Origin of the sequence: Ruania zhangjianzhongii (assembly GCF_008000995.1) — a bacterium.
Lineage (GTDB): Bacteria > Actinomycetota > Actinomycetes > Actinomycetales > Beutenbergiaceae > Ruania > Ruania zhangjianzhongii.
Genome location: NZ_CP042828.1, coordinates 4,568,019 through 4,588,967 on the forward strand (window position 1 = coordinate 4,568,019; position 20,949 = coordinate 4,588,967).

21 protein-coding genes and 1 pseudogene are annotated in these 20,949 nt (G+C 70.4%); 11 read left to right on the forward strand and 11 right to left on the reverse strand.

What is annotated here, in order from left to right; translation table 11 throughout:
• Window positions 1–38: 38 nt before the first annotated feature.
• The gene (locus FU260_RS21075; protein ID WP_147918830.1) at window positions 39–959 is read left to right on the forward strand and encodes a hypothetical protein; all 921 of its coding nucleotides are present in this window, start codon (window positions 39–41) and stop codon (window positions 957–959) included.
• A 10-nt stretch (window positions 960–969) separates the two neighbouring features.
• Here the strand turns inward: FU260_RS21075 and FU260_RS21080 are convergent, their stop codons facing one another.
• Window positions 970–1,743 carry an MBL fold metallo-hydrolase gene (locus tag FU260_RS21080; RefSeq protein ID WP_147918831.1) on the reverse strand — a complete coding sequence of 258 codons (774 nt, stop codon included), beginning with the start codon at window positions 1,741–1,743 and terminating at the stop codon, window positions 970–972.
• 129 nt (window positions 1,744–1,872) lie between these two features.
• Between FU260_RS21080 and FU260_RS21085 the strand changes: the two genes are divergently transcribed.
• Both FU260_RS21085 and FU260_RS21090 read left to right on the forward strand, forming a co-directional pair.
• Window positions 1,873–2,313 (forward strand): hypothetical protein, encoded by a 441-nt coding sequence (locus FU260_RS21085; RefSeq protein ID WP_147918832.1) that lies wholly within the window; start codon window positions 1,873–1,875, stop codon window positions 2,311–2,313.
• A gap of 39 nt (window positions 2,314–2,352) precedes the next feature.
• Entirely contained in the window at window positions 2,353–3,192 is an 840-nt protein-coding gene (locus FU260_RS21090; RefSeq protein WP_235912092.1) for a siderophore-interacting protein, read from the forward strand.
• A 102-nt stretch (window positions 3,193–3,294) separates the two neighbouring features.
• On the opposite strand, the gene FU260_RS21095 is transcribed toward FU260_RS21090, so the two are convergent.
• Entirely contained in the window at window positions 3,295–5,355 is a 2,061-nt protein-coding gene (locus FU260_RS21095) for an acyl-CoA dehydrogenase family protein (protein WP_147918833.1), read from the reverse strand.
• Window positions 5,356–5,361: 6 nt separating this feature from the next.
• Window positions 5,362–6,051: a TetR/AcrR family transcriptional regulator gene (locus FU260_RS21100; RefSeq protein ID WP_235912093.1), complete on the reverse strand. Its 690-nt coding sequence runs from the start codon at window positions 6,049–6,051 to the stop codon at window positions 5,362–5,364.
• Window positions 6,052–6,117: 66 nt separating this feature from the next.
• Between FU260_RS21100 and FU260_RS21105 the strand changes: the two genes are divergently transcribed.
• From FU260_RS21105 to FU260_RS21115, 3 genes are read left to right on the forward strand one after another with little or no spacing between them, the layout of a single operon-like run.
• The gene (locus FU260_RS21105) at window positions 6,118–7,470 is read left to right on the forward strand and encodes an acetyl-CoA C-acetyltransferase (RefSeq protein ID WP_147918834.1); all 1,353 of its coding nucleotides are present in this window, start codon (window positions 6,118–6,120) and stop codon (window positions 7,468–7,470) included.
• The gene (locus tag FU260_RS21110; protein ID WP_147918835.1) at window positions 7,467–8,819 is read left to right on the forward strand and encodes a 3-oxoacyl-ACP reductase; all 1,353 of its coding nucleotides are present in this window, start codon (window positions 7,467–7,469) and stop codon (window positions 8,817–8,819) included. The genes FU260_RS21105 and FU260_RS21110 overlap by 4 nt, the downstream gene beginning before the upstream one ends.
• Entirely contained in the window at window positions 8,819–9,769 is a 951-nt protein-coding gene (locus FU260_RS21115) for a MaoC family dehydratase (RefSeq protein WP_147918836.1), read from the forward strand. The genes FU260_RS21110 and FU260_RS21115 overlap by 1 nt, the downstream gene beginning before the upstream one ends.
• Before the next feature lie 8 nt (window positions 9,770–9,777).
• Here FU260_RS21115 and FU260_RS21120 read toward each other — a convergent pair whose 3' ends face one another.
• The 6 genes from FU260_RS21120 to FU260_RS21145 form a co-directional block, all read right to left on the reverse strand.
• Window positions 9,778–10,572 (reverse strand): MOSC domain-containing protein, encoded by a 795-nt coding sequence (locus FU260_RS21120; RefSeq protein ID WP_147918837.1) that lies wholly within the window; start codon window positions 10,570–10,572, stop codon window positions 9,778–9,780.
• Window positions 10,573–10,592: 20 nt separating this feature from the next.
• Window positions 10,593–11,861, reverse strand: coding sequence for an AI-2E family transporter (locus FU260_RS21125; RefSeq protein ID WP_147918838.1), 1,269 nt, complete (start codon window positions 11,859–11,861; stop codon window positions 10,593–10,595).
• 27 nt (window positions 11,862–11,888) lie between these two features.
• The gene (gene rnhA / locus FU260_RS21130) at window positions 11,889–12,347 is read right to left on the reverse strand and encodes a ribonuclease HI (protein ID WP_210418144.1); all 459 of its coding nucleotides are present in this window, start codon (window positions 12,345–12,347) and stop codon (window positions 11,889–11,891) included.
• Between the two features lie 10 nt (window positions 12,348–12,357).
• The gene (gene purQ / locus FU260_RS21135) at window positions 12,358–13,032 is read right to left on the reverse strand and encodes a phosphoribosylformylglycinamidine synthase subunit PurQ (RefSeq protein WP_147918839.1); all 675 of its coding nucleotides are present in this window, start codon (window positions 13,030–13,032) and stop codon (window positions 12,358–12,360) included.
• Window positions 13,032–13,313 (reverse strand): phosphoribosylformylglycinamidine synthase subunit PurS, encoded by a 282-nt coding sequence (purS, locus tag FU260_RS21140; RefSeq protein WP_147918840.1) that lies wholly within the window; start codon window positions 13,311–13,313, stop codon window positions 13,032–13,034. Before purS ends, purQ begins: the two co-directional genes overlap by 1 nt.
• 155 nt (window positions 13,314–13,468) lie before the next feature.
• Window positions 13,469–13,957, reverse strand: a complete 489-nt coding sequence (locus FU260_RS21145) for a hypothetical protein (RefSeq protein WP_147918841.1) — start codon at window positions 13,955–13,957, stop codon at window positions 13,469–13,471.
• 217 nt (window positions 13,958–14,174) lie between these two features.
• Between FU260_RS21145 and FU260_RS21150 the strand changes: the two genes are divergently transcribed.
• Both FU260_RS21150 and FU260_RS21155 read left to right on the forward strand, forming a co-directional pair.
• Window positions 14,175–14,417, forward strand: coding sequence for a hypothetical protein (locus tag FU260_RS21150; protein ID WP_147918842.1), 243 nt, complete (start codon window positions 14,175–14,177; stop codon window positions 14,415–14,417).
• Window positions 14,414–15,469 (forward strand): helix-turn-helix domain-containing protein, encoded by a 1,056-nt coding sequence (locus FU260_RS21155; protein ID WP_147918843.1) that lies wholly within the window; start codon window positions 14,414–14,416, stop codon window positions 15,467–15,469. The genes FU260_RS21150 and FU260_RS21155 overlap by 4 nt, the downstream gene beginning before the upstream one ends.
• 81 nt (window positions 15,470–15,550) lie before the next feature.
• Here FU260_RS21155 and FU260_RS24275 read toward each other — a convergent pair whose 3' ends face one another.
• A complete protein-coding gene (locus tag FU260_RS24275) occupies window positions 15,551–16,435 on the reverse strand; it encodes a phosphoribosylaminoimidazolesuccinocarboxamide synthase (RefSeq protein ID WP_235912094.1) in 885 nt (294 codons plus the stop codon).
• Window positions 16,436–16,513: 78 nt separating this feature from the next.
• On the opposite strand from FU260_RS24275, the gene FU260_RS24280 reads away from it, so the two are divergent.
• The 3 genes from FU260_RS24280 (at window position 16,514) to FU260_RS21175 (ending at window position 19,959) form a co-directional block, all read left to right on the forward strand.
• Complete coding sequence (locus FU260_RS24280; protein WP_147918844.1) at window positions 16,514–17,611, forward strand: TNT domain-containing protein; 1,098 nt, start codon at window positions 16,514–16,516, stop codon at window positions 17,609–17,611.
• Window positions 17,608–18,564 (forward strand): GNAT family N-acetyltransferase, encoded by a 957-nt coding sequence (locus tag FU260_RS21170; RefSeq protein ID WP_147918845.1) that lies wholly within the window; start codon window positions 17,608–17,610, stop codon window positions 18,562–18,564. The genes FU260_RS24280 and FU260_RS21170 overlap by 4 nt, the downstream gene beginning before the upstream one ends.
• Window positions 18,565–18,732: 168 nt before the next feature.
• Entirely contained in the window at window positions 18,733–19,959 is a 1,227-nt protein-coding gene (locus FU260_RS21175; RefSeq protein WP_147918846.1) for a flavin-containing monooxygenase, read from the forward strand.
• On the opposite strand, the pseudogene FU260_RS24500 reads toward FU260_RS21175, so the two are convergent.
• Window positions 19,943–20,923: pseudogene (locus FU260_RS24500) on the reverse strand (helix-turn-helix transcriptional regulator); the annotation flags it as partial. The gene FU260_RS21175 and the pseudogene FU260_RS24500 overlap by 17 nt on opposite strands.
• Window positions 20,924–20,949 lie beyond the last annotated feature (26 nt).

Consider the following 20,949-nt stretch of genomic DNA (forward strand, 5'->3'; position numbering starts at 1 on the left):
CTCACCGGAGAAGGCACCGGGAGTGGGACGATGGCGGGATGACCACCGCTCACGACAGCCCGCCCTGGCGCTCCCTGGTCGGAGAAGTTCCCGGCGTCGCCGAGATTCCACCGGCGGAGAGTCCGGCGATGGGCGAGCGCGTGAAGGCGTTGCGGACCCGGCCCCGGCCCAAGGGCGCGCCACCACCCAGCCGGGAGGACCTGCTCGCCTCGATCGAGACTGTCGCGGCCGGGCCGGCGAAGCGAAAGATCGGGCGGGCGCGTGCGGCGGACAGCGCGCGGCGGGCGAAGGCCGTCAAGGCGATGCGGCCGCGCTATGCGCAGGTCAAGACGACCGTCGCCGTGCTGCTCACCGCGGCCGGCGTCGTGCTGTTCCTGCCGGACCCGCTCGGCGCCATGTTCGTGCACCCGGTTCTGACGCTCACCGGCGAGTTCCACACCTACACCGTCGAACTGTACGACGCCGGCCTGGTCGTCCTTGCCGGCGGGATGCTGGCCGCCGGGGCGATCCTCCACTGGTTGCTGGAGCGACATCGGCCACGGGCACTGCCGTACGTGCCGGGGATCTTCATCCCCTACCTACTGTTCGCCATCCCTGCCGCGTCCGGAACCGTGGCTCGCTGGATCGACTTCGACCTGCCCCCTCCGCTGACCACTCTCGGGGTCTTGCTGGCGGCCGGGGCGACGCTGGCATTCGCGGTGCTGCTGGTGTTCTCGCTACGCAGTCCACGTGCCCTGACGGCGGTGTGGCACGGCAGCGAGCAGGCACGTGAGCTGGACGGGCTGTTCCGGGCCGACGTGCAGCAGGCGATCCACGAGAACGAGCACGTGCGCCTGGACTCCTACCGCGCCCAGGCCCTGGAAGGCATCCGGCTGCTGTACGCAGACCGGCTCACCGACGCCGAGGATGCGCTGTGGATGCTCCGGGAGATCTCCCCGACGGCACCTGCGGACAGTTGACCGGCCATCCTCAGGCCCGGCCTGCACTCGCCCGGTTCGCCGCGTGCTCACCGAGCAGCCATTCCGAAGCCCTGTCCAGCCGCAGATCTGTCACTGGTCCCCCTGCGGTAAGCGCGTCCAGATAGACCCGGTCAGCGGCGAGCCGGCTCACCGGGTCGTCCGCGGTACCGGTCAGCGCAGGGACGCCGTGCCCGGGGATCAGGACGCGCGCCTGCGCCACATACGGTGCGAGCCGGTTCAGGCCCGCGCCGTAGGCAGCGATCCCGGTCTCGGAGCAGAGCGGGATCTCCTGCTCCGAGAGCATGTCCCCGACGATCAGCACCCTCAGCTCCGGTAACCACAGCCCGCCGTGGCCCGGGGCATGGGCGTGGTGGGCCACCACCTCGGCGACCGGACCCGACCAGGGCAACCGGACGCCGTCGTAGGCGGTGACCTCACCGGCGTAGGCGCGCAGCTCGGCGGGAACTGTCGACTCCAACGCGATGCGGATCTCGGACAGGTGAGCTGCTGCGTCGGCGGCCGCCGCGGGGGTGGCAAGCCGCGGCACCTCGCCGAAGCGCGGATGCCAGAGCACATGGTCACGGTGGGCGTGCGTGGCCCAGCCCAGGTCCACCTGCAGGGCTCGCTCGGCGAGCTCGTCGGCAATGCGTGCCAGTTCGTCGGCGTGCCAAGCAGGATCGACCAGGAGCGTCCGGCGCCCGTCGGTCACCAGGGTGCTGGTGGTGCACATCGTGGCCGAGGTGAACACGAGCACGCCCGGTGCTACCTCGATCGGGTCGGTCATCCGCTCAGCCTGGCACGGGACGGGGCGGCAGAACACCCGATACGTGCGCCCACATTCGTTCCCGAGGAGGATCACCGCGATGCCTGCGGAGGACGCGGCGCTCCGAACGGCCGGGGCAGCGTAGACATCATGGTGAACACACAGATTCCCTCCCCGGCGACCACCCCACCATCAACCCGCCCGTCGCGCCTGCTTCGGTGGTCCGGCGGTATCGGCAGCGTGGCACTAGCGGGCCTGAGCATCGCGCACCTGGTCGTCAATTCGATCGGCTTCGCCGCTACCCCGGATGCCGGCTGGCCCCTCTTCCTGCTCTTCGGGATCGGGGTGAGCGCGCTGGCAGCAGGGCTCGCGATGCTGACGTGGCGCTACGCGGTCCAGGGACGAGGTCGGCGCGTGGCGCGGGTGTTCGTCGCCCTGGCGGGGATCATCTGCTGCTACAACGTCGTGACCGTGCTTCAACTCCACCCAGAGGTCATCCTCGTGCCGGCAGGCCCTGGACCTTGGTCGCTGATCGCCGGCCCCGCACTGTTGTTGACGGCTCTGCTCCCTCGCAGAGAACCCACGCAGTAATTTTGTTAGGCTCGGCTTACCTAATCAAGGAGGTAGCCCGTGCCCCGAGGCGTGGCCCAGCGAGCCGAAGTGGTCAGTACCGAGCGGATCACCCCGCAGATGGTCCGGGTGGTGTTCTCCGGCCCCGATGGAGCACCGCTCGCCGCCGACCCGGCCGGCTACACGGACGCCTACGTCAAGGTGCTCCTCCCCCGCCCCGGGAGCGGCGTCGTCGAGCCGTTCGACCTGGACGAAGTGAAGACCCGCGTCCCGGCTGAGGACTGGCCAGTGATGCGCACCTACACGATCCGCTGGTTCGATCCGCTGACCGGGCGCGCGACGATCGACTTCGTGGTGCACGGCGATGAGGGCATCGCCGGACCGTGGGCGGACCGGGCCCGGCCCGGCGACCAGGTGCAGTTCCGCGGCCCGGGCGGAGGCTACTCCCCCAATCCGGAGGCTGACTGGCACCTGCTGGTCGGCGATGAGAGCGCGCTGCCGGCGATCGCCACCGCTCTGGAGGCGATGCCCGAGGGCGCGCGAGCCCATGCGTTCATCGAAGTGGCCGACCCGAGCGAGGAGCAGACCTTGCTCACCGAGGCCCGTGCCCAGGTGCAGTGGATCCACCGCAGCGCCAGCGAGTCCGGGCCGGGGGACGACCTGGTCCGCGCGGTCACCGAGCTGGACTTCCCACCCGGCCGGGTGCACGCATTCGTGCACGGGGACGCGATGACCGTCAAGCCGATTCGTTCCTACCTGCGGTTCACCCACCAGGTACCGAAGGAGGACCTGTCCGCGTCCGGCTACTGGCGTCGCGGCAACGACGACGAGCAGTGGCGGGCAGCGAAGAAGCAGTGGAAAGCGGAGGTAGACGCCGAGGAGGCGCGCCACTCGGCCTGACCTGGCGATCGCGTGCGGCACGCGAGCACCGCGGGTGTGGTTTCCGTCGCTTCAGCGACCTGTAGCGCCGGTGGCCTGACCAACCAGGCCACCGGCGCCCGCTCAGGTGCTCGCCTTGGCCTTCTTCTTCAGGCTCTTCTCGCTGACCGGCGCGTCACCCGAGGCCCGCTCGCGGCGGTAGTACTCCCGCGCCTCGGCCTGGCGCTCGGCCTCAACCCCGGTGCCGATGGTGGCGCCGATGTGCTTGTCGCTGTACCCGAACGCGTCCACCAGGCCCACGGCATGGGCGCGCAGCCGCGGAAGCAGCCGGTTGATGTAGCTGGTCACCGTCCGGGCGCGCTGCGCGCTGAGCCGCCCGTTGATCAGGTACCAGGCGAGGTTCTTCTCGATCGTCACCAGCCCGAACAGGTCTCGCAGCCAGGTCATGACGGCCCGCGTCCCGGGGTCGGTGATCCGCTCCAGCGCCTCGGTGAACGCCTCCCACTGCAGCAGCTCGGCGTGCGCGCGAGCGGCCTCGATCAGGTCGTGCTGGTGGGAGTTGAACAGCTCGGCCGCAGCCTCGGGCGGCGCCCCCTTGCCGGCGCGCAGCGCGAGCGCGATCTCCTCCACCATCGACTCCACCCGGTCCTCGAGCAGCTCACGCTGGGCCTCGGGGTCGCGGATCTCGCCGGCGGAGCGGGCGCGGGAGCCCCAGTCCTGGATCGACTGCGCGGTGCGGCGCAACGGAGTGCGGTGCAGGGTCATGTCCACGGCCCGGTCCGCCACCCAGCGCACGGCACCGGCCACGTCCATCCGGGCCATCTCCCGGCCGTAGTCGGTGAGCAGCCGCTTGCCCACCAGCTGCAGCAGAACGTTGTTGTCTCCTTCGAAGGTGACGTACACGTCCATGTCCTGGTGCCAGCCGACGAACTTGTTCTCCGCCATGTACCCCGCGCCACCGCAGGCTTCCCGGGCCATCTGGATGGTCTCTAGCGCCAACCAGGTACTCATCGGCTTGGATGCCGCCGCCAGAGTCTCCAGATCCTGCCGGTCGCCGTCGTTGTCATGCTCGCCGGAGAACACCTCGTGGAACCGCTGGCCGAGCTGGTTGTGCATGAACTGCGCGGCGTAGGTCTTCGCGAGCAGCGGCAGCAGCCGGCGCTGGTGCTGCTGGTAGTCGAGCAGCACGGTCTCGGTGTTCTCGTCACCCCCGGTGAACTGGCGCCGCTGGTCGCCGTAGCGGATCGCTGTGGCCAGCGCCATCTTGGCTACCACTACGGCGGAGCCACCCAACGACACCCGGCCCTGCACCAACGTGCCGAGCATGGTGAAGAACCGCCGCCCGGGGCTGTCGATCGGCGAGGAGTAGGTGCCATCGGCGGCCACGTCCCCGTACTTGTTCAGCAGATAGCCCCGCGGCACGCGCACGTGGTCGAAGGCGAGCCGGCCGTTGTCCACGCCGTTCAGACCACCCTTGTGGCCGTCGTCCTCGCCACTGACCCCGGGGAGCCACGGCCCGGCCACACCACCATCGTTCTCCCGGATCGGCACGTAGAAGGCGTGCACGCCATGGTTCACGCCGCCGGTGATCAGCTGAGCGAAGACCACTGCAGCCACCCCGTGCTGACCGGCGTTGCCGATGTACTCCTTCCACGCCCCACGGAACGGGGTGTGGATCTCGAACTCTTCGGTCTCCGGGAGATAGGTCGCCGTGGTGCCGAGCTCAGCCACGTCACTGCCGTGCCCGATCTCGGTCATCGCGAAGCACCCGGGAACACTCAGATCCATCGCTCCGGGAAGGAACTCGTTGTGGTGCGTCTCGGTGCCCAGGTGCAGGATCGCCGCACCGAACAGCCCCCACTGCACACCACCCTTGATCTGCAGCGACGGGTCGGCGATCGCCAGCTCTTCGAAACCGGAGATGTTGCCACCCGGGTCGTCGGCGCCGCCGAGGTGCTCCGGGAAGGCACGCTGCACCACGCCCAGATCCACCAGCTTCTTCGACTGCTGCAGCACGCGCTCGCGCTGCTCGGCCAGGCCCAGCCCGTCCTGCTTGCGCAGGTCCGGGTCGAGGAGCAGGTCGCGCACGCGGCGCCGATGGTCGGCCCAGCGGCCGTCCACCAGCTTGCCGACGGCGGCAGTATCGATCCGTAGGCCGGTCGCTGACTGCGGGGGGTGAGTCATGGGGATCTACCTCTCGTGGGTGGTCGGGGTGGGGACACCGGCGTCGGCGCCGGTCCAGAGCCAATGGGTAATCAGGTCGGCCATCACTTCGGCCGTGGCGTGCTCGTCGGACTCGGTGGCGATCCAGGACTCGCCTACCCCACGCACGAAACCGACCACGCCGGCCGCCCAGGTCGCGGCCAGATCAACGTTGTCCCCGGCGGCGGCGAGCGCGTCCGCGAGCGGGACCTGCACGTACCGGGAGATCGCGGTGAGGAACGCGGACAGATCAGCTCCGCCGTCGGCACGGGTGACGAACCGGTAGACGTTCGAGGACGAGTCCAGCATGTTCACGTAGATCCCGACCATCCCCCGCAGGCGATGGCGCGGGTCGGACTCGGAGTGCGCGGCGGCCTCGAAGGCCTCGGCCATCTCTTCCAGCACCAGTTCGCTGACTGCCGCCTGCAGCCCGGCCTTGTCCGTGAAGTAGCGGTACACGATCGATTTCGAGGTGCCCATCGCGGCGGCGAACTCATCCATGGACAGGTCGGGCCCGCTGTGGTGGACGGCCCGGCGTGCCTGCCGGCTCAGCTCCCGGCGACGTTCGGCACGATGTGCCTGCCACCGGCGGGATCGCCCGTCGATATCGGCATGGTCGGCGCCGTTGGCCGACGCCTCGCCGAGGCCTCCGGCGCGTGCTGTCGTGACCCTGTTCACGAACTCAGAGTATCAGGTACTCTTGGTCCTAGACACATCGAGGCCCGACCCCCACGTGAGGAACTCATGGCACGCACACCCGCGTCTTCCCAGCGCAGTACGCAGACCAGCCGGAGGGCCGCCGTCATCGGTGGGAACCGGCTCCCGTTCGGCAAAGCAGGTGGCGCGTACGCCAGTGCCACGAACCTGGACATGCTCACCGCGGCACTGACCGGCCTGGTGGCCCGGTACAACCTGCAGGGTGAGCGGATCGGCGATGTCTCCGGCGGTGCCGTGCTGAAGCACTCCCGCGACTTCAATCTCACCCGCGAAGCGGTGCTCGGCTCCGGTCTGGAGCCCCACACCACCGCCTTCGACGTGCAGCGTGCCTGCGGCACCAGCGTCGAGACGGTCACCGCGATCGCGAACAAGATCGCCCTCGGGCAGATCGAGACCGGGATCGCCGCCGGCACCGACTCCACCTCCGATGCACCGATCGTGGTCAGCGACCGGCTGCGCCGCACCCTGATCAAGCTCTCCCGGGCAAAGACCCTCGGCCAGCGCGCGAAGCTGGTGGGCAGCCTGCGTCCCGGCGACCTCGCCCCGGTCGCACCGAGCGTGAACGAGCCACGCACCGGGATGTCGATGGGTGAGCACCAGGCGATCACCACCCGCCGGTGGGGCATCACCCGCGAGGCGCAGGACGAGATCGCACTGGCCTCGCACCAGAACCTCGCGCGCGCCTATGACGACGGCCTGTTCGACGACCTGATCACCCCCTACCGGGGCCTGACCCGGGACCAGGGCCTGCGCGCGGACACGTCCGCCGAGAAGCTCGCGAAGCTCTCCCCGGTGTTCGGCAAGGCCACCCCCGGGGCGACGATGACCGCCGGGAACTCCACCCCGCTCTCCGACGGCGCGGCCGCCGTGCTGCTCGGCACCGACGAGTGGGCCGCCGAGCGGGGGCTGCCGGTGCTTGCGCACGTGGTGGACGCCGAGACCGCTGCCGTGGACTTCGTCCATGGCGCCGAGGGGCTACTGATGGGCGGGGCGTACGCAGTCCCCCGGCTGCTCGCCCGGCAGAACCTCACCCTGGACGACTTCACCTTCATCGAGATCCACGAAGCGTTCGCGTCCACCGTGCTGACCACCGCGGCCGCCTGGGCGGACGAGGAGTTCATGCGGTCCAAGGTGGGCCTTCCGGCGCTCGGCGAGATCGACCGGACCCGGCTGAACGTCGCCGGGTCCTCGCTCGCGGCCGGGCATCCGTTCGCCGCGACCGGCGCCCGGATCGTGGCCACGCTGGCGACCCTGTTGCGCCGGGCCAAGGACGCCGAGCCCGAGAAGCCGGCACGTGGGCTGATCTCGGTGTGCGCGGCCGGTGGCCAGGCCGTGGCGATGATCCTCGAAGCTCCCGCGAGCAAGGGCGGTGACCAGTGAGCGACACCTACCTGAACCTGGTGAACTCCGGGGTCACCCAGCAGATCGCGAAGAAGCTGGGCCTGCCCCGGCCGGCTCCCCTGCGGCGCACCCGCGCCGGCAGCGTGGACCAGCCGTTGGTACCCGGCCCGGTGTTGCTACTCGGCCGAGGCGCCACCTCGGACGCGCTCGCGGAGTGGCTGCTGTCCTGGGACCTGGACGTCCGGCGGAACGCGCCCTCGACGGGCAAAGTCGGTGCCCTCGTGCTCGATCTGACCGAGGTGACCGCACCGGAGCAGCTCTCCGAGCAGGTGCGCGAGCTCGGCGGCGCACTCCGGTCGCTCGCGCCCAGCGGGCGAGTGATCACCGTCTCCCGGCCCGCGGCGGACACCGATGAACCGGCAGTAGCCGCGGCCCGCCAGGGCGTGGATGCGCTGCTGCGCTCGCTGGCCAAGGAGCTGCGTGCCGGCGCCACCGGAAACGGCATCGTCCTGGCCGACGGCGTCGGCGCCGAGGCGATCAGCGCCGGCGGCGCGCTGCGGTTCCTGCTCTCTGCCCGCTCGGCCTTCGTGGCCGGCCAGTTCCTGCAGGTGGGCGGCACCGGCGGCGCGGCCCCCGCGGACTGGACCCGACCGCTGGCCGAGCGGGTCGTGGTGGTCACCGGCGCCGCCCGGGGCATCGGTGCGGCGATCGCCCGCACGCTGCACCGGGACGGGGCGCAGGTGATCGGGGTGGACGTGCCCGCGGCCGGCGAACAGCTCGCTGCGGTGATGAACGAGGTGCGGGGCACTGCACTGCAGCTGGACATCACGGCCGCCGATGCCGCGATGCGAGTCGTGGATCTGGCGACGGCCCGGTACGGCCGGCTGGATGCGGTGGTACACAACGCGGGCATCACCCGGGACAAGCTGCTGGCGAACATGACCGCCGAGAAGTGGGACGCGGTGATCGCGGTGAACCTCGCCGCCCAGCTGCAGATGAACGAGACGCTGGTGCAGCGCGCCGAGGTGGCCCCGGACGGGTTGCGACTGGTCTCGCTGTCCTCCACCTCCGGGATCGCCGGCAACCGTGGGCAGACGAACTACTCCTTCACCAAGGGCGGCGTGATCGGGATGACCCGTGCGCTGGCACCGCGGATCGCGGCCGGCGGCGGTACCGCGAACGCCGTGGCACCCGGGTTCATCGAGACCGAGATGACCGCGCGGATGCCGGTGCTCACCCGGCAGGTGGCGCGCCGGCTGAACTCGCTGCAGCAGGGCGGGCAGCCGGTGGATGTCGCCGAGGCGATCGCCTTCCTGCTCTCCCCGCAGGCCGGGGGGATCAACGGCGAGACGCTCCGGGTGTGCGGGCAGAACATGGTGGGTGCCTGATGGCGGAGGAAACTCTGGATCGGGTGCCCTCCCTCGGCGGGCTGTATGCGAACGCGCTCGGCCGCTCCGCCCGGCTGATGATTCGCCCGCCGGTGCGGTCGACGGCGTTGCCCGAGGTGGTCTACCGGGTCGCCGGGGTACCGGTCGACCGCGAGGAGCTGGTGGCCTACCAGCATCTGTTCGGCGATGCGGCCACGGACACGCTGCCCGCCGGTTTCGTGCACGTGCTCGGCTTCCCGGTGGCGATGGCCGTGATGGCCCGGGAGGACTTCCCGTTGCCGCTGCTGGGCATGGTGCACATCGCGAACCGGGTGGACCAGCATCGGGCGCTGCACACCGAGGAGCGGCTCACTGTCCGTGCGTGGGCCGAGAATCTCGCCGCGCACCGCAAGGGCACACAGGTGGAGCTGGTGGTGGAGGTCACCGGATCAGCGGTCGACGGCGTGGCCTGGCGCGGCGTGTCCACCTACCTGGCGAAGGGCAACAGTCTTCCGGGTCTGCCGGCGGCCGCCGAGAGCGCGCCGGTGGGCGCGGCCTGGGGCGAGGACCTCCCGGAGCCGACCGCGCAGTGGCGGCTGACGGCGGACACCGGCCGGCGCTACGCGCAGGTCTCCGGGGACCGGAACCCGATCCACCTCGGGTCGGTGCCGGCAAAGCTGTTCGGGTTCAACCGGGCGATCGCGCACGGGATGTACACCGCGGCACGGGCACTGGCGGCATCGGGCATCGGCGGCGCGGAGGTGCTGACCTGGGAGGTGGCCTTCGGCAAGCCGGTGCTGCTGCCGAGCACCGTGTCCTTCGCCGTGCGGACCGGGGACCCGGGTCCCGGCGGCGCGGGCGCGGGCGCGGGAGAGGCCGGCGATGGGCGCGCGGTCGAGTACCTGGGCTGGAACCAGCGCTCCGGCGCCCGACACTTCAGCGGCTCGATCACCCGGCACAACGACCACTGACCCGCGGGTCAGGGCACGATCGCGACCTCGTCGCCCACGCCGATCGAGCCGCCGCCGCCCACCGGTAGCAGCAGGATGCCGAAGCTCGGCTTCTTCTTGCCGACCGTGCGGGTCAGGGTGGTCATCACCGGCGCATCGCGCAGGCCGGTCTCCGGGTTGGCGTGCACGGCCAGGCAGCGCACGATCGGCTCGACGACGTCGAAGGTGACCGTGCCGATGCGCACCTGCCGGCCGATCAGCTCATCCTCGGCCCAGGCGTCCCACCCGTCGAGGGCGATGTTGGACCGGAACCGGCGCTCGTCCAGCTCCGTGCCGACCGCCTCAGCCAAGGCCGCCAGACTGGTGCGCGAGTGCACGGAGACGAAGCCGCGGGCACGGTCGGTGAAAGTGGCGGTCTGCCCGTCCCCGACCACCGACAGAGGCAGCCGTCCTGGCCGGGCGAGCCGGGCGCCGTCGGGCGTGCTGAGCAGGTACTCGGTGACGGCCGAGGCCAGCTGGCTGCGACCGCCGTCGTCCAGTCCGGCCTGGGCGATCACCTCGCCCCCGGCGCTGAGGCGGACCTGCTCGGCGGTGTAGTCCAGGGTGAGCCGGTTCAGCGCCGGGTAGTCCCGCACGCACAGGCCACCGCCCTTGGGCCAACGATCCAGACCGTCCTCGTCTTCGGGTTCGGTGGCATCGGCGTGCCGGAAGGCGAGCACTCGGTCACCGGCGATCCGCCCGCCGGGCTCGACCTGGAGCCGTTCGCGGCGCTCCGGGGCGAAGCCCTTGATCGGGTAGCGATACAGGGCTGCGACGTGTGGCACGGCTTCCCTCCTGCCGGCCGCTAGTCGGCGGGCGCCGGCTTCGGTGCCGGCTCTGGCCGCGGTGGTGGTTCTGGCGGTGGTGGTGGCGCACTGGGTGGTTTCGCCCGGGTGGCGGGCTTCTTGCCTTGCCGGAGGAACTTCTTCGCGTCCGGGTCGGTGACCAGGAACGCATTGATCCAGCGCGCCTCCGGGTGAGCGTCCACGAGGAACGCCTTGGCGGCCAGCGTCAGCGGTACGGCGAGGATGGCGCCGAGCGGGCCGACCACCAGCGTCCACAGAGTCAAGGACAGGAACGAGACCACCGGGCTGAGGCCCACCGCGTCCCCGGTGACCTTCGGCTGGACGATGGTCTGGATGGTGAAGTTGAGCACGCTGTAGACCACGATCACTACGAGCATGTCGCTCATTCCGCCGTCCAGCAGCGCCAGCAGCGCCGCCGGCACCAGACCGATCACGAAGCCGACGTTCGGGATGTAGTTGGTGACGAACGCGAGCAGCCCGAGCACCAGCGCGAGCGGGACACCGATGATGATCAGCGCGATCACGTCCAGCACGGCCACCACCAGACCGAACACGGTGCACACCAGCCAGTACTTGCGCACCCCGGTGAAGAAGGTCCGCAGCGAGGTGCCGAGCTCCGGCCGGGCGCCGGTGATCAGCGCCCAGCGGGAGGAGACGGCGGTGGTGTCGATCGCCAGGAAGAACATCACCACCACGATGATCAGGAACTGCCCGCCGGCCGAGGACATGCTCTCCAGCACAGTGCCGGCGATAGCGGCGACCCGGTTCAGATCCACACCCTCGATCAGGCCGGTCAATGCCGTCTCGTCGACGCCGAGGGTGGCGAGCCAGTCGATCACGTCGGTGTACATCTGCTGGAACGCACTGGAGTACTTCGGCAGCTCGAGCGCCGCCTGGGCGAGGGCCCCGGCGGTGGCCACGAGCAGGATCAGCAACAGCACGTACATGCCGAGCAGCACGACGATCGCGGCAAGCATCTTCGGTACCCGCCAGCGCACCAGGCGGCGCTGCAGCGGGCGTGCGGTGATCATCAGGGTCAGCGCGAAGAACGCGGGGGTCACGATCGCGGAGAGCAGGTGCAGTCCCACAGCCGCCACAGTCAGGGCCGCGAGCACGACGGCGGCGCTGACCAGGCTCGGTCGGCTCGCCAACGCAGGTGGTCGGGTGGCGGCGGACGTGGCCGCCTTGGCGGACCTGGTCGGGTCAGTGGTCCTGGCCGGGCGGGCCGGCTTCGCCGTCGCGGCGCTCTTGCTCTGGGGCTTGCCCATGGGGGTCAGTCTGCCATCTGCACGCGCTCAGTCCCGAAGGGATTCCACTCCGCGATTCGCCAGCGCGTCCGCATGTTCGTTGCCTTCGTCCCCGGAGTGGCCCTTCACCCAGACCCACTGCACGTCGTGCCGGGCCACCTGCTCGTCCAGCGCTCGCCACAGGTCCTCGTTCTTCACCGGCTTCTTCGCCGCGGTGCGCCAGCCGTTCCGCTTCCAGCCGGGCAGCCAGGACTTCATCCCGTTCATCACGTAGGAGGAGTCCACGTGCAGGGTGACCGCGCAGCGGGTGTTCAGCGCGCGCAGCCCCTCGATCACCGCGGTCAGCTCCATCCGGTTGTTCGTGGTCTGCGCCTCGCCGCCGAACAGTTCCCGCTCGTGCTCGCCGGCGCGCAACCAGGCGCCCCAGCCGCCGGGGCCGGGATTGCCCTTGCAGGCGCCGTCGGTCCACATCCGCACGACTGGGAGCAGTCCGTCCTCAGTGCTCATCGCTGCTGGCTCAGGCGTCGGCGAGCAGCGAGGACACCGCGGAGGTGAAGAACCGCAGCCCATCGGTGCTCGGTCCGAAGCCGGCCTCGGTGGCGTGCTCGGGGTGCGGCATCAAGCCGACGACGTTGCCGCGGGCGTTGGTGATCCCGGCAATGTCTCGGCGGGAGCCGTTCGGGTTGCCGACGTAGCGGAACACCACCCGGCCTTCGCCCTCGAGCTCGTCCAGGGTGCGTTCGTCGGCGATGAACTGCCCGTCCTGGTTCTTCAACGGGACGGTGATCTCCTCGTCCTGGCCGTATTCGTGGGTCCAGGCGGTGCGGTTGTTCTCCACCCGGAGCACCTGATCCGTGCAGACGAAGGTGAGCTGGGTGTTCTTGATCATCGCCCCGGCAAGCAGGTGGGTCTCGCAGAGGATCTGGAAGCCGTTGCAGATCCCCAGCACCGGCAGGCCGGCGTTCGCGGCATCCACCAGGCTGGTCATCACCGGTGCGAACGAGGACAGCGCGCCGGCGCGCAGGTAGTCACCGTAGGAGAAGCCGCCCGGCAGCACCACAGCGTCCACATCGGCGAGGGAATCGTCGGCGTGCCAGAGGCGCACCGGTTCCGCGCCGGCCAGCCGGACAGCGCGAGCAGCGTCCCGGTCGTCCAGGCTGCCCGGGAAGGTGACGACGCCGATGCGGCCCATCAGCGGGCCTCAGCCTGAGTCTGCGGTGCTGCGTTCTCGGCCCAGTGCACGGACACGACATCCTCGATCACCGGGTTGGAGAGCACCTCTTCGGCGACCTTGCGGGCGCCGGCGAGTGCCTCGTCTGTAGGCTCCCCGTCGATCTCGAGCTCGAACCGCTTGCCCTGGCGTACCCCCGTGAAGCCGGTGAAACCGAGCCGCGGCAGCGCACCGGCCACCGCCTTGCCCTGGGGGTCGAGGATCTCGGGTTTGGGCATGACCTCCACGACGACACGTGCCATCCGGGTGGACTCCTTCTTCGGTGGCTGGACTGGCTCGGGCGGAACCCGTCTCGCAGCGAGCCTGGGCTCGCGGTACGGCGACGGTTCGATCCTACCGGCCCCGACGGTCGCTGGCCTGAGACGCCCGGCTCGTGGACCGCAGCCCTGGCGAGGCGTCAGACAGGGCCGGCGGCGTCGGTGAGGCTGGTGCGCAGCCAGTGGGCAACCTCCTCGGCGTTCGCCGGCGGCCCAGCGACGACGAGGGAGGTCCTGGCGACGCGAGGGACCTCCTTGCCGTTGATGAGGAGCGAGCGTCCCCGCACCTTCACCCAATACCACTTCCAGAACGAACCCACGCTGACGTCCTGCGCGGCCAGCACCTGGACGGTGCGCGACGGGTGCTGGATGCGCACCACACCGGGCTCGGGCACCTCGACCTGAGCAGTGGTGCCCCGGAGCAGCCGCACGATCCAGCTGACCCAGAGCGCGGCCAGGAACGCGTACCCGGCCAAAGACAGCCAACCGAGCGCTGTGCCCCAGGAGAACCCGGAATCGACGAGCCAGGGCACACCGCTGATGAACCGCACCACTACGGTCGCTATCACCACCAGCAGCCCCACGATGGCAAGCCACCGGTGGGCCGGTGTCACCATGGTCACGCGCATCAGGTCCTCCCCAGTTCGATCCGGACTCTAGTGGCGAGCTGAACTCAGCAGAATGGGCAGAGCGGCCCATCCGTCCGCTCTCTTTCTGATTCTCGGCGGGCGCATCGCGAGGTGGCATATTTACCGGTATGTTTTCGGCGCAGGAGCCAGATCGGGCCCTCAGCGAACTCGGTCGTATCCCACACCCTCCGACCTGCGGTTCTGGGGTGGCGCGGTGATGACCCTCGAGGGCATGGAGGAAGTCTCACTCGCTGCGGGATACCGGTGGAACGCCCTGACCGGTGAGGTTGGCGCTCCGGTGATCACCTACCGCGAGGGCAAGGAGAATGTTGTCTGGGCCGTCGAGGTCGAAGGTCGTGGACAGGGAACCACTGCGATCCACTACACGCCGATCCAGCCCGTCCTCCCAGACATTGACCTCGCCACCGACCTTTCCGACGACGAAAGAGGCAGCAAGTGAATGGAGTTGGTGAGCTCCTCCAGGTTGTTCGTCGTGCGCAAGGCTTGACGCAGGAGGACCTCGCCGCCCGTGCCCAGGTCACCCAAGCTGCCCTCTCCCGATACGAGCACGATCTACGCACGCCGGAGCCTGACGTCATGGACCGGCTCGCTGCCGCACTCGGTATCACACCTTCTCTCCTCACTCGGAGCACTCGTATCGAGGGTGGGCTTGCGGTCGGTGCGCACATGCGTCGCCGAGCGACAGCGCGACCGGGCGCGTGGCGCGAACTTGAAGCGCAGCTGAACATGGTCCGGCTGCACGCCTCCCGGCTGATGGACGAGGTCATGGTCCGTGCCGACCTTCATGTCCCGGCGTTCGACCCCATCGATATTCCGCCCAGTAGTGCGGCACGCATGGTTCGCGCTCAGTGGCGCTTACCGGTCGGACCGGTGCACTCGGTAGCGACGTGGCTGGATGCTGCAGGGGTGATCGTCGTGGAGCAGGACTTCGGGTCGTCTCGGGTGGACGGTCTGTCGCAGTGGAGTGACTCGACCGCCGTGATCCTCCTGAACTCCGCCTTACCTACAGACCGCAAGCGGCTGACGCTGGCACACGAGCTCGGTCATCTGGCGCTTCATTCGTCGTATGCCGACGAGGACGTGGAAGGCCAGGCGAATGAGTTCGCGGCAGAGTTCCTCATGCCCGCGATCGAGATCGCACCGATGCTTCGCCAGCGATTGACCCTGGAGCGACTCGTAAACCTGAAGCGGCACTGGGGCGTCTCGATGCAGTCCCTCATCGAGCGGGCACACGGCCTCGGCACTCTCACCAGCACCCAGCGCAGCACCCTGTACAAGGCACTCAGCGCACGCGGGATACGGTCCCACGAGCCGGTGAGCGGGGAACTGGTCCCGGAGGTACCGCGGCTTACTCAACACATCAGCGAATCGTTGACGAAGCGTGGACTGAGTGCCACCGAGATCGCTGAGATCGCCGGATACGCCTCGGCTGAGGCCAACACCCTGCTGCCCATGCCCAGCCAACAGCCACAGCACCTACAGCTGGTCTGATCGGCAGTCCCGGACCGAGCAACGTCGAGCCCCGTCCACACCGGTGCAGATCCGCCCCCGCAGTAGCCGGTGAAGGATCCGTCAGGCGGTGAAGACCTGCCCCGTGATCCGCTCGAAGGCCTGGACGTACCGGCCCCGGGTGCGGCGCACCACGTCCTCCGGCAGCGGCGGCGGGGGTACGTCGCTGCTGCGGTCCCAGCCGGAGTCGGGCGAGGTGAGCCAGTCCCGCACGTACTGCTTGTCGAAGCTGGGCTGGGCCCGGCCGGGCTGCCAGCTGTCCGCCGGCCAGTACCGGGAGGAGTCTGGGGTGAGCACCTCGTCGCCGAGCACCAGGGCGCCGCCGGTGTCCAGGCCGAACTCGAGCTTGGTGTCGGCGAGGACCACGCCGCGTTCGCCGGCGATGCCCGCCGCGCGGGCGTACACGGCGAGCGTGACCTCACGAAGGCGAGCTGCGTCGTCGTGCCCGATCTGCGCCGCCACCGCCTCGAAGCTGACGTTCTCATCATGCTCGCCCACTGCGGCTTTGGTGGCGGGGGTGAAGATCGGCTCCGGCAGCCGGGACCCGTCTTCGAGGCCGCCGGGCAGCTCCACCCCGCAGACGGCACCAGTAGTGCGGTACTCCGCCAGCCCGGAACCGGTGAGGTAACCGCGGGCCACGCACTCCACCGGGTACATGGACAGGTTGCGGCAGATCATCGCCCGGCCGGCCACCCGCTCCGGGACGTCGGTGGAGACCACGTGGTTCGGCACCAGGTCGGCGAGCTGGTCGAACCACCACAGACTCAATGCGGTGAGCACAGCACCTTTGTCCGGGATCGGTGTGGGCAGCACGTGGTCGTAGGCGCTGATCCGGTCCGAGGCGACCACCAGGATCAGCTCCTGGTCACCGTCCGCCGGTACATAGAGATCGCGGACCTTGCCGGAGTAGCTGTGCCGCCAGCCAGGGATCGTGAGGTTCTCGGTCACGCGGCCAGTCTGCCACTCCCCCGGGTGCGCTCCCGCGCCTGGCAGCAGCCGGTGGACCAGGACGGCATAATCGCGGGCATGGATCTTGGCGCGCAGTCGGAGCTGCTCACCCGCATCTCCCGCGCTCTGGCCGGGTCGGTCACCGGTGCCTGGCAGCACCTGGAGCTGCAGTGGTCGCAGGCGAGCACCCAGCACAGCGGCCGGCTGCTGCTGGTGCGCGCGGACGCCGCGACCTGGGAGCAGGTACCGGACGAGGCGACCCGGATGCTGATCGACCTGCGGGCGCAGATGGCCGAACCCGGCACCGGCGCCTGGTTCCTGATCACCCACACCGTCACCGCAGCCGGCGAAGCGACCACCCGGTACGAGTACGAGCGGCGTCCGTACTGGAACTCCCCGGAGGCCTCGATGCTGGTGGCCCCGCACGCGCCGCCGGTACCCACCGATGCCCAGTGGCAGGCCGATCTTCGCCGCTTCGGCCGGGACCGGCAGCACGCGGTGCACTGGCTGGCTCCGGAGGAGTTCGAGGGGGAGGCGGCCGGCCAGCTCCGGACCGGCCTGGACCAGCTGGGCCATCCCCGCGGCGGGGTGGTGCTTCCCGGAGACCCGGCGGAGCAGGCGTTCGAGGGCACGGTGGAGGTCGTGCGCTACGGCCCGCGGCACTACGGCGTGCAGGTGGCGGACTACGGCCAGCATGTGCTGCTCGGCGAGTACGAGACCGAGCGGGCGGCCTGCGATGTCGCCTGGCAGTACCTGAGTGCGCCGATGCCGCCGCCGGTACCGGTCGCCGCGGGCGAGCTGCAGGCCCGGCTCGCCGCCGCAGCGGACAACCTGGCCGAGCTCACCTCTCGAGTCACGGCGGCAGGGCCGGGCGGGATGATCACCAACCTCGCCACCGGGCTGCCCTATGACCGGCTCGGCACCGTGGACGGACTGTACTTCTACGTGTGGAACACCCCGTGGCAGCAACGCTCGCTTCCGCCGTCGGCGTGGGGGCCGGGTGCAGCCCAGGTGACGTTCGTGGCCGCCCAGGCGGTCGAGGTGCAGGCCGAGATCGTCCCCGGCTGGTTCGACCAGCCCGGCGGCGCGGTGCGTTTCCACGTGGAGGCGCCGGCCCGCGGGGTGCGCGAACTGGTGCGTTCCGGAGTGCTGCGGCCCGTTATTGTGACCGGATGACGCTGCGCTGGGAGACGCTCACCCCCGAGTCCGTACCGGCCTGGGCGGAGCTGACCAACCTGCTCGGCCGGGTGGACGGTACAGAAGAGTTCTACGACGCCGAGGACCTGGCCGAGGAGCTCACCGAGGACGGGTTCGACCCGGCGAAGGACTCGATCGCCGTGTGGGACGGCGAGCAGCTGGTGGCGTTCGCCCAGCTCCAGGTGGCCAGCGCGCTGACCCACGGAGAGGGACACGTGCGGGCGGGTCTTGCCGGCGGCGTGCACCCGGACCACCGCGGCCAGGGCATCGCCACCGCGATGTTCGAGCAGATGGAACCCCGCGCCCTCGAGCTGGCGACCTCGATGCACCCCGGCGCACCGATCGATCTGAGGGTGGAGGCGGGCCTGGAGACCGACCCGGTACGGGCGCTGCTGACCGACCGCGGCTACGCCCCGGCCCGGTACTTCACGGTGATGCGGCGCGCCTTGCCGGGCGCGCCGGTGGAGCCGGTCGACCCGCGCACGACGCCGCTCAGCGAGGACTTGTACGAGGCCACCCGGCTGGCGCACAACGATGCTTTCGCCAGCCACTGGGGCAGTGCGCCGATCAGCGCTGCCCGCTGGAAGGGGGTGGTCACTGGGAACGCTGCCCGGCCGGCATTCGCCCGGGTCGCCGTCGACGCCGGCGGTACAGTGCTGGCCTACTGCACCACCGGTCAGTGGGTGGACAAGGAGCTGTACGTGACGCTGGTGGGCACCCGGCAGGTGGCGCGCGGGCAGGGGCTGGCCCGGGCGGTGCTCGGCGCCACGCTGGCCGCCGCGGTCGAGGACGGTGGCTTCGAGGTGATCGAGCTGGATGTGGACTCGGCGAACCCGCAGGGTGCCGGGGCGCTGTACACGTCGCTCGGTTTCGTCCCGGTGCGCACCACGGCCACGTTCGTCAAGCCCGTGCCGGCGGCTCCGGTTCGCTGACCGCCGCCTGGCCGCGGGACTTCGCTCCGCTCGACTTCGCCCGGCTGAGGCTGCGGCTGCGGCTGCGGCTGCGGCTGCGGCTGCGGCTGGATTCCCCCCATCCGGGGGGTTCCCCGGTCCAACCGGGAGGGCGGAGTCTGGTGGTGTCCGATCGGCGAAGGAGCGGTGATGGACACCACCAGCGGCACACCACACACCCAGGCATCGGTGGTGATCGGCAGCGGGCCGGCGGGGTTGGCCACAGCTGCAGCACTCCTCCGGCGTGGGGTGGCCACCACCGTGCTGGAGCAAAGCGATCACCTCGGTGCTGCCTGGGCCGGCCGACACGACAGTCTGAGGTTCAACACCGGACGTCGGCACTCGGCACTGCCAGGGTCGCCGTTCCCACGCGCCTGGGGCCAGTTCCCCACCCGGGACCAGTACGTCAGCTACCTGCATGAGTACGCCGCAGCCCACCGAGTCCAGGTTCGCACCGGCGTGCGGGTGGACCGGGTGGACGCCGAACGCGGCGGCTGGCTGCTGAGCACCGGCTCCGGCCCGGTGCGAGCCCGATCCGTGGTGGTCGCCTGCGGTGCCTTCCACACACCGCGGTTGCCGGACTGGGCCATGGCGGCGGACTTCCCGGGCAAGGTGCTGCACGCCGCGGCATATCGCCGCCCCGAGGCGATGGCCGGGCGCCGGGTGCTGGTCGTGGGCACCGGCTCCACCGGGATGGAGCTTGCACACGAGCTCGCCGGAGCCGGGGCGCAGGTGTGGCTGTCCTTCCGCAGCCCGCCGAACATCCTGATGCGCGAGCTGCACGGCATCCCCGGCGATCTTCCGGTGCCACTGATGCTGCACCTGCCGACCCGCATAGTGGACAAGATGATGCTGACCATGCAGCACCGCGTCGTGGGTGACCTGGCGCCCTACGGTCTGCCCGCACCGCAGATGGGGCCGATGACCCGGTTGAAGACCCGGGGCGGGTCCGGGGTGGCCGTCGTCGACCCCTCGGTGGTGGCCTCGATCCGCTCCGGCGCGGTCCAGGTGGTCCCGGCCGTTGTCGGTCTCGATCACGACGGCGCCCGGCTCGCCGACGGGACGCGGCTACACCCGGAGGTGGTGCTCACCGCGACCGGATACAGTCCCGGCCTGCAGCCCTTGGTCGGCCATCTGGACGTGCTCGACGCTCAGGGTCGGCCGTTCGAGCGCAGCGGCCGAGCAGCCGCACCGGGGCTGCACTTCGTCGGTTACGTCCCGCGGCCCGGGATCACCGGCTATGTCGCGAAGCTGGCGCGGCGGGCCGCAGCCGAGATCGCGGCTCACGAGAGAGCAACGCGAACAGCTCGGCCCGGCTGGAGACCTCGAGCTTGGTCAGCACGTTCTTCACGTGCCCACGCAGCGTCTCCGGAGTGATCCACAGCGCGGCAGCGATGTCCCGGGTGGACCTCCCGGTGAGCAGTTGCTGGGTGACTTCCCGCTCCCGGTGGGTGAGGCTGTGCAGTTCCATCAGCAGAGGGGCGAGGTCGGACCGGGTGGCCGGATCGAGCACGAGCACGGTGCGGCCGGGACCGTCGCCCGCCAGCCGGGCGCCCCGGACGATCACCGAGTCCCCGGTGGCAGTACGGGACCACGCCCGGGCCGGCGGGAGATCGCCGGGAGTGGCGTCGTCGGCGAGCGCGCGGGCCCGGCCGGCCACCTGGTGCAGCACGATCGTGGTGCGCAGCGACTCGTCGGCCGGGTCGCCGAACCAGTCCGGCACCGAGGGGGTCATCGACTCCACCGACCCGTCGTCGCGTAGCACCACCAGCGCGGGCTCCTCACCCGCGGCAGCGGGATTCGGCCCGCACACGGCGAGCCCGGTGCGGATGCCGTCGGCCACATGCGGGCAGATCCGCGCGAGCAGCCCGACCTCCGCGGCGGTGTAGGCAGGCGCGTCCGCCCGGCGGGTGAGGCAGGCATGTCCCCAGGTGGCGGCACCGCTGGTGAACGCAGCCCGGAGTTCGTCGCCGTAACCGCGCGGGCCGTAGATGGTGCGCCAGCGATAGCTCCGAGCCAGCTCACCAGCAGTGAGCGCGCTCAGCGCCACCGCCGGGACTCGTGCGGCGCCGAGCACGGCGAACCGGGCGAAGTCCTGTTCGTCGCTCATCTCCGCCTCGATCAGCGCCAGGTGGGTCTCCCGGTCCACGCCCTCGCCGTAGACGCCGTTCATCAGCATCGTGTCCGGGTCCACCAGGATCCAGCCGGCGCTGGTGTACGGCACCACGGCTCGCACCAGGGCAGCGACGTGTTCGAGCAGGTCGAGCGGATCCTGAGCGCGCGTGCACTCCCGTGCGACCTCGCGCACGAGGCGGTCCGGAAACGCGGCGTTGCGCTTCATAGCATCGATTCTCCCGCCGGCGTGAG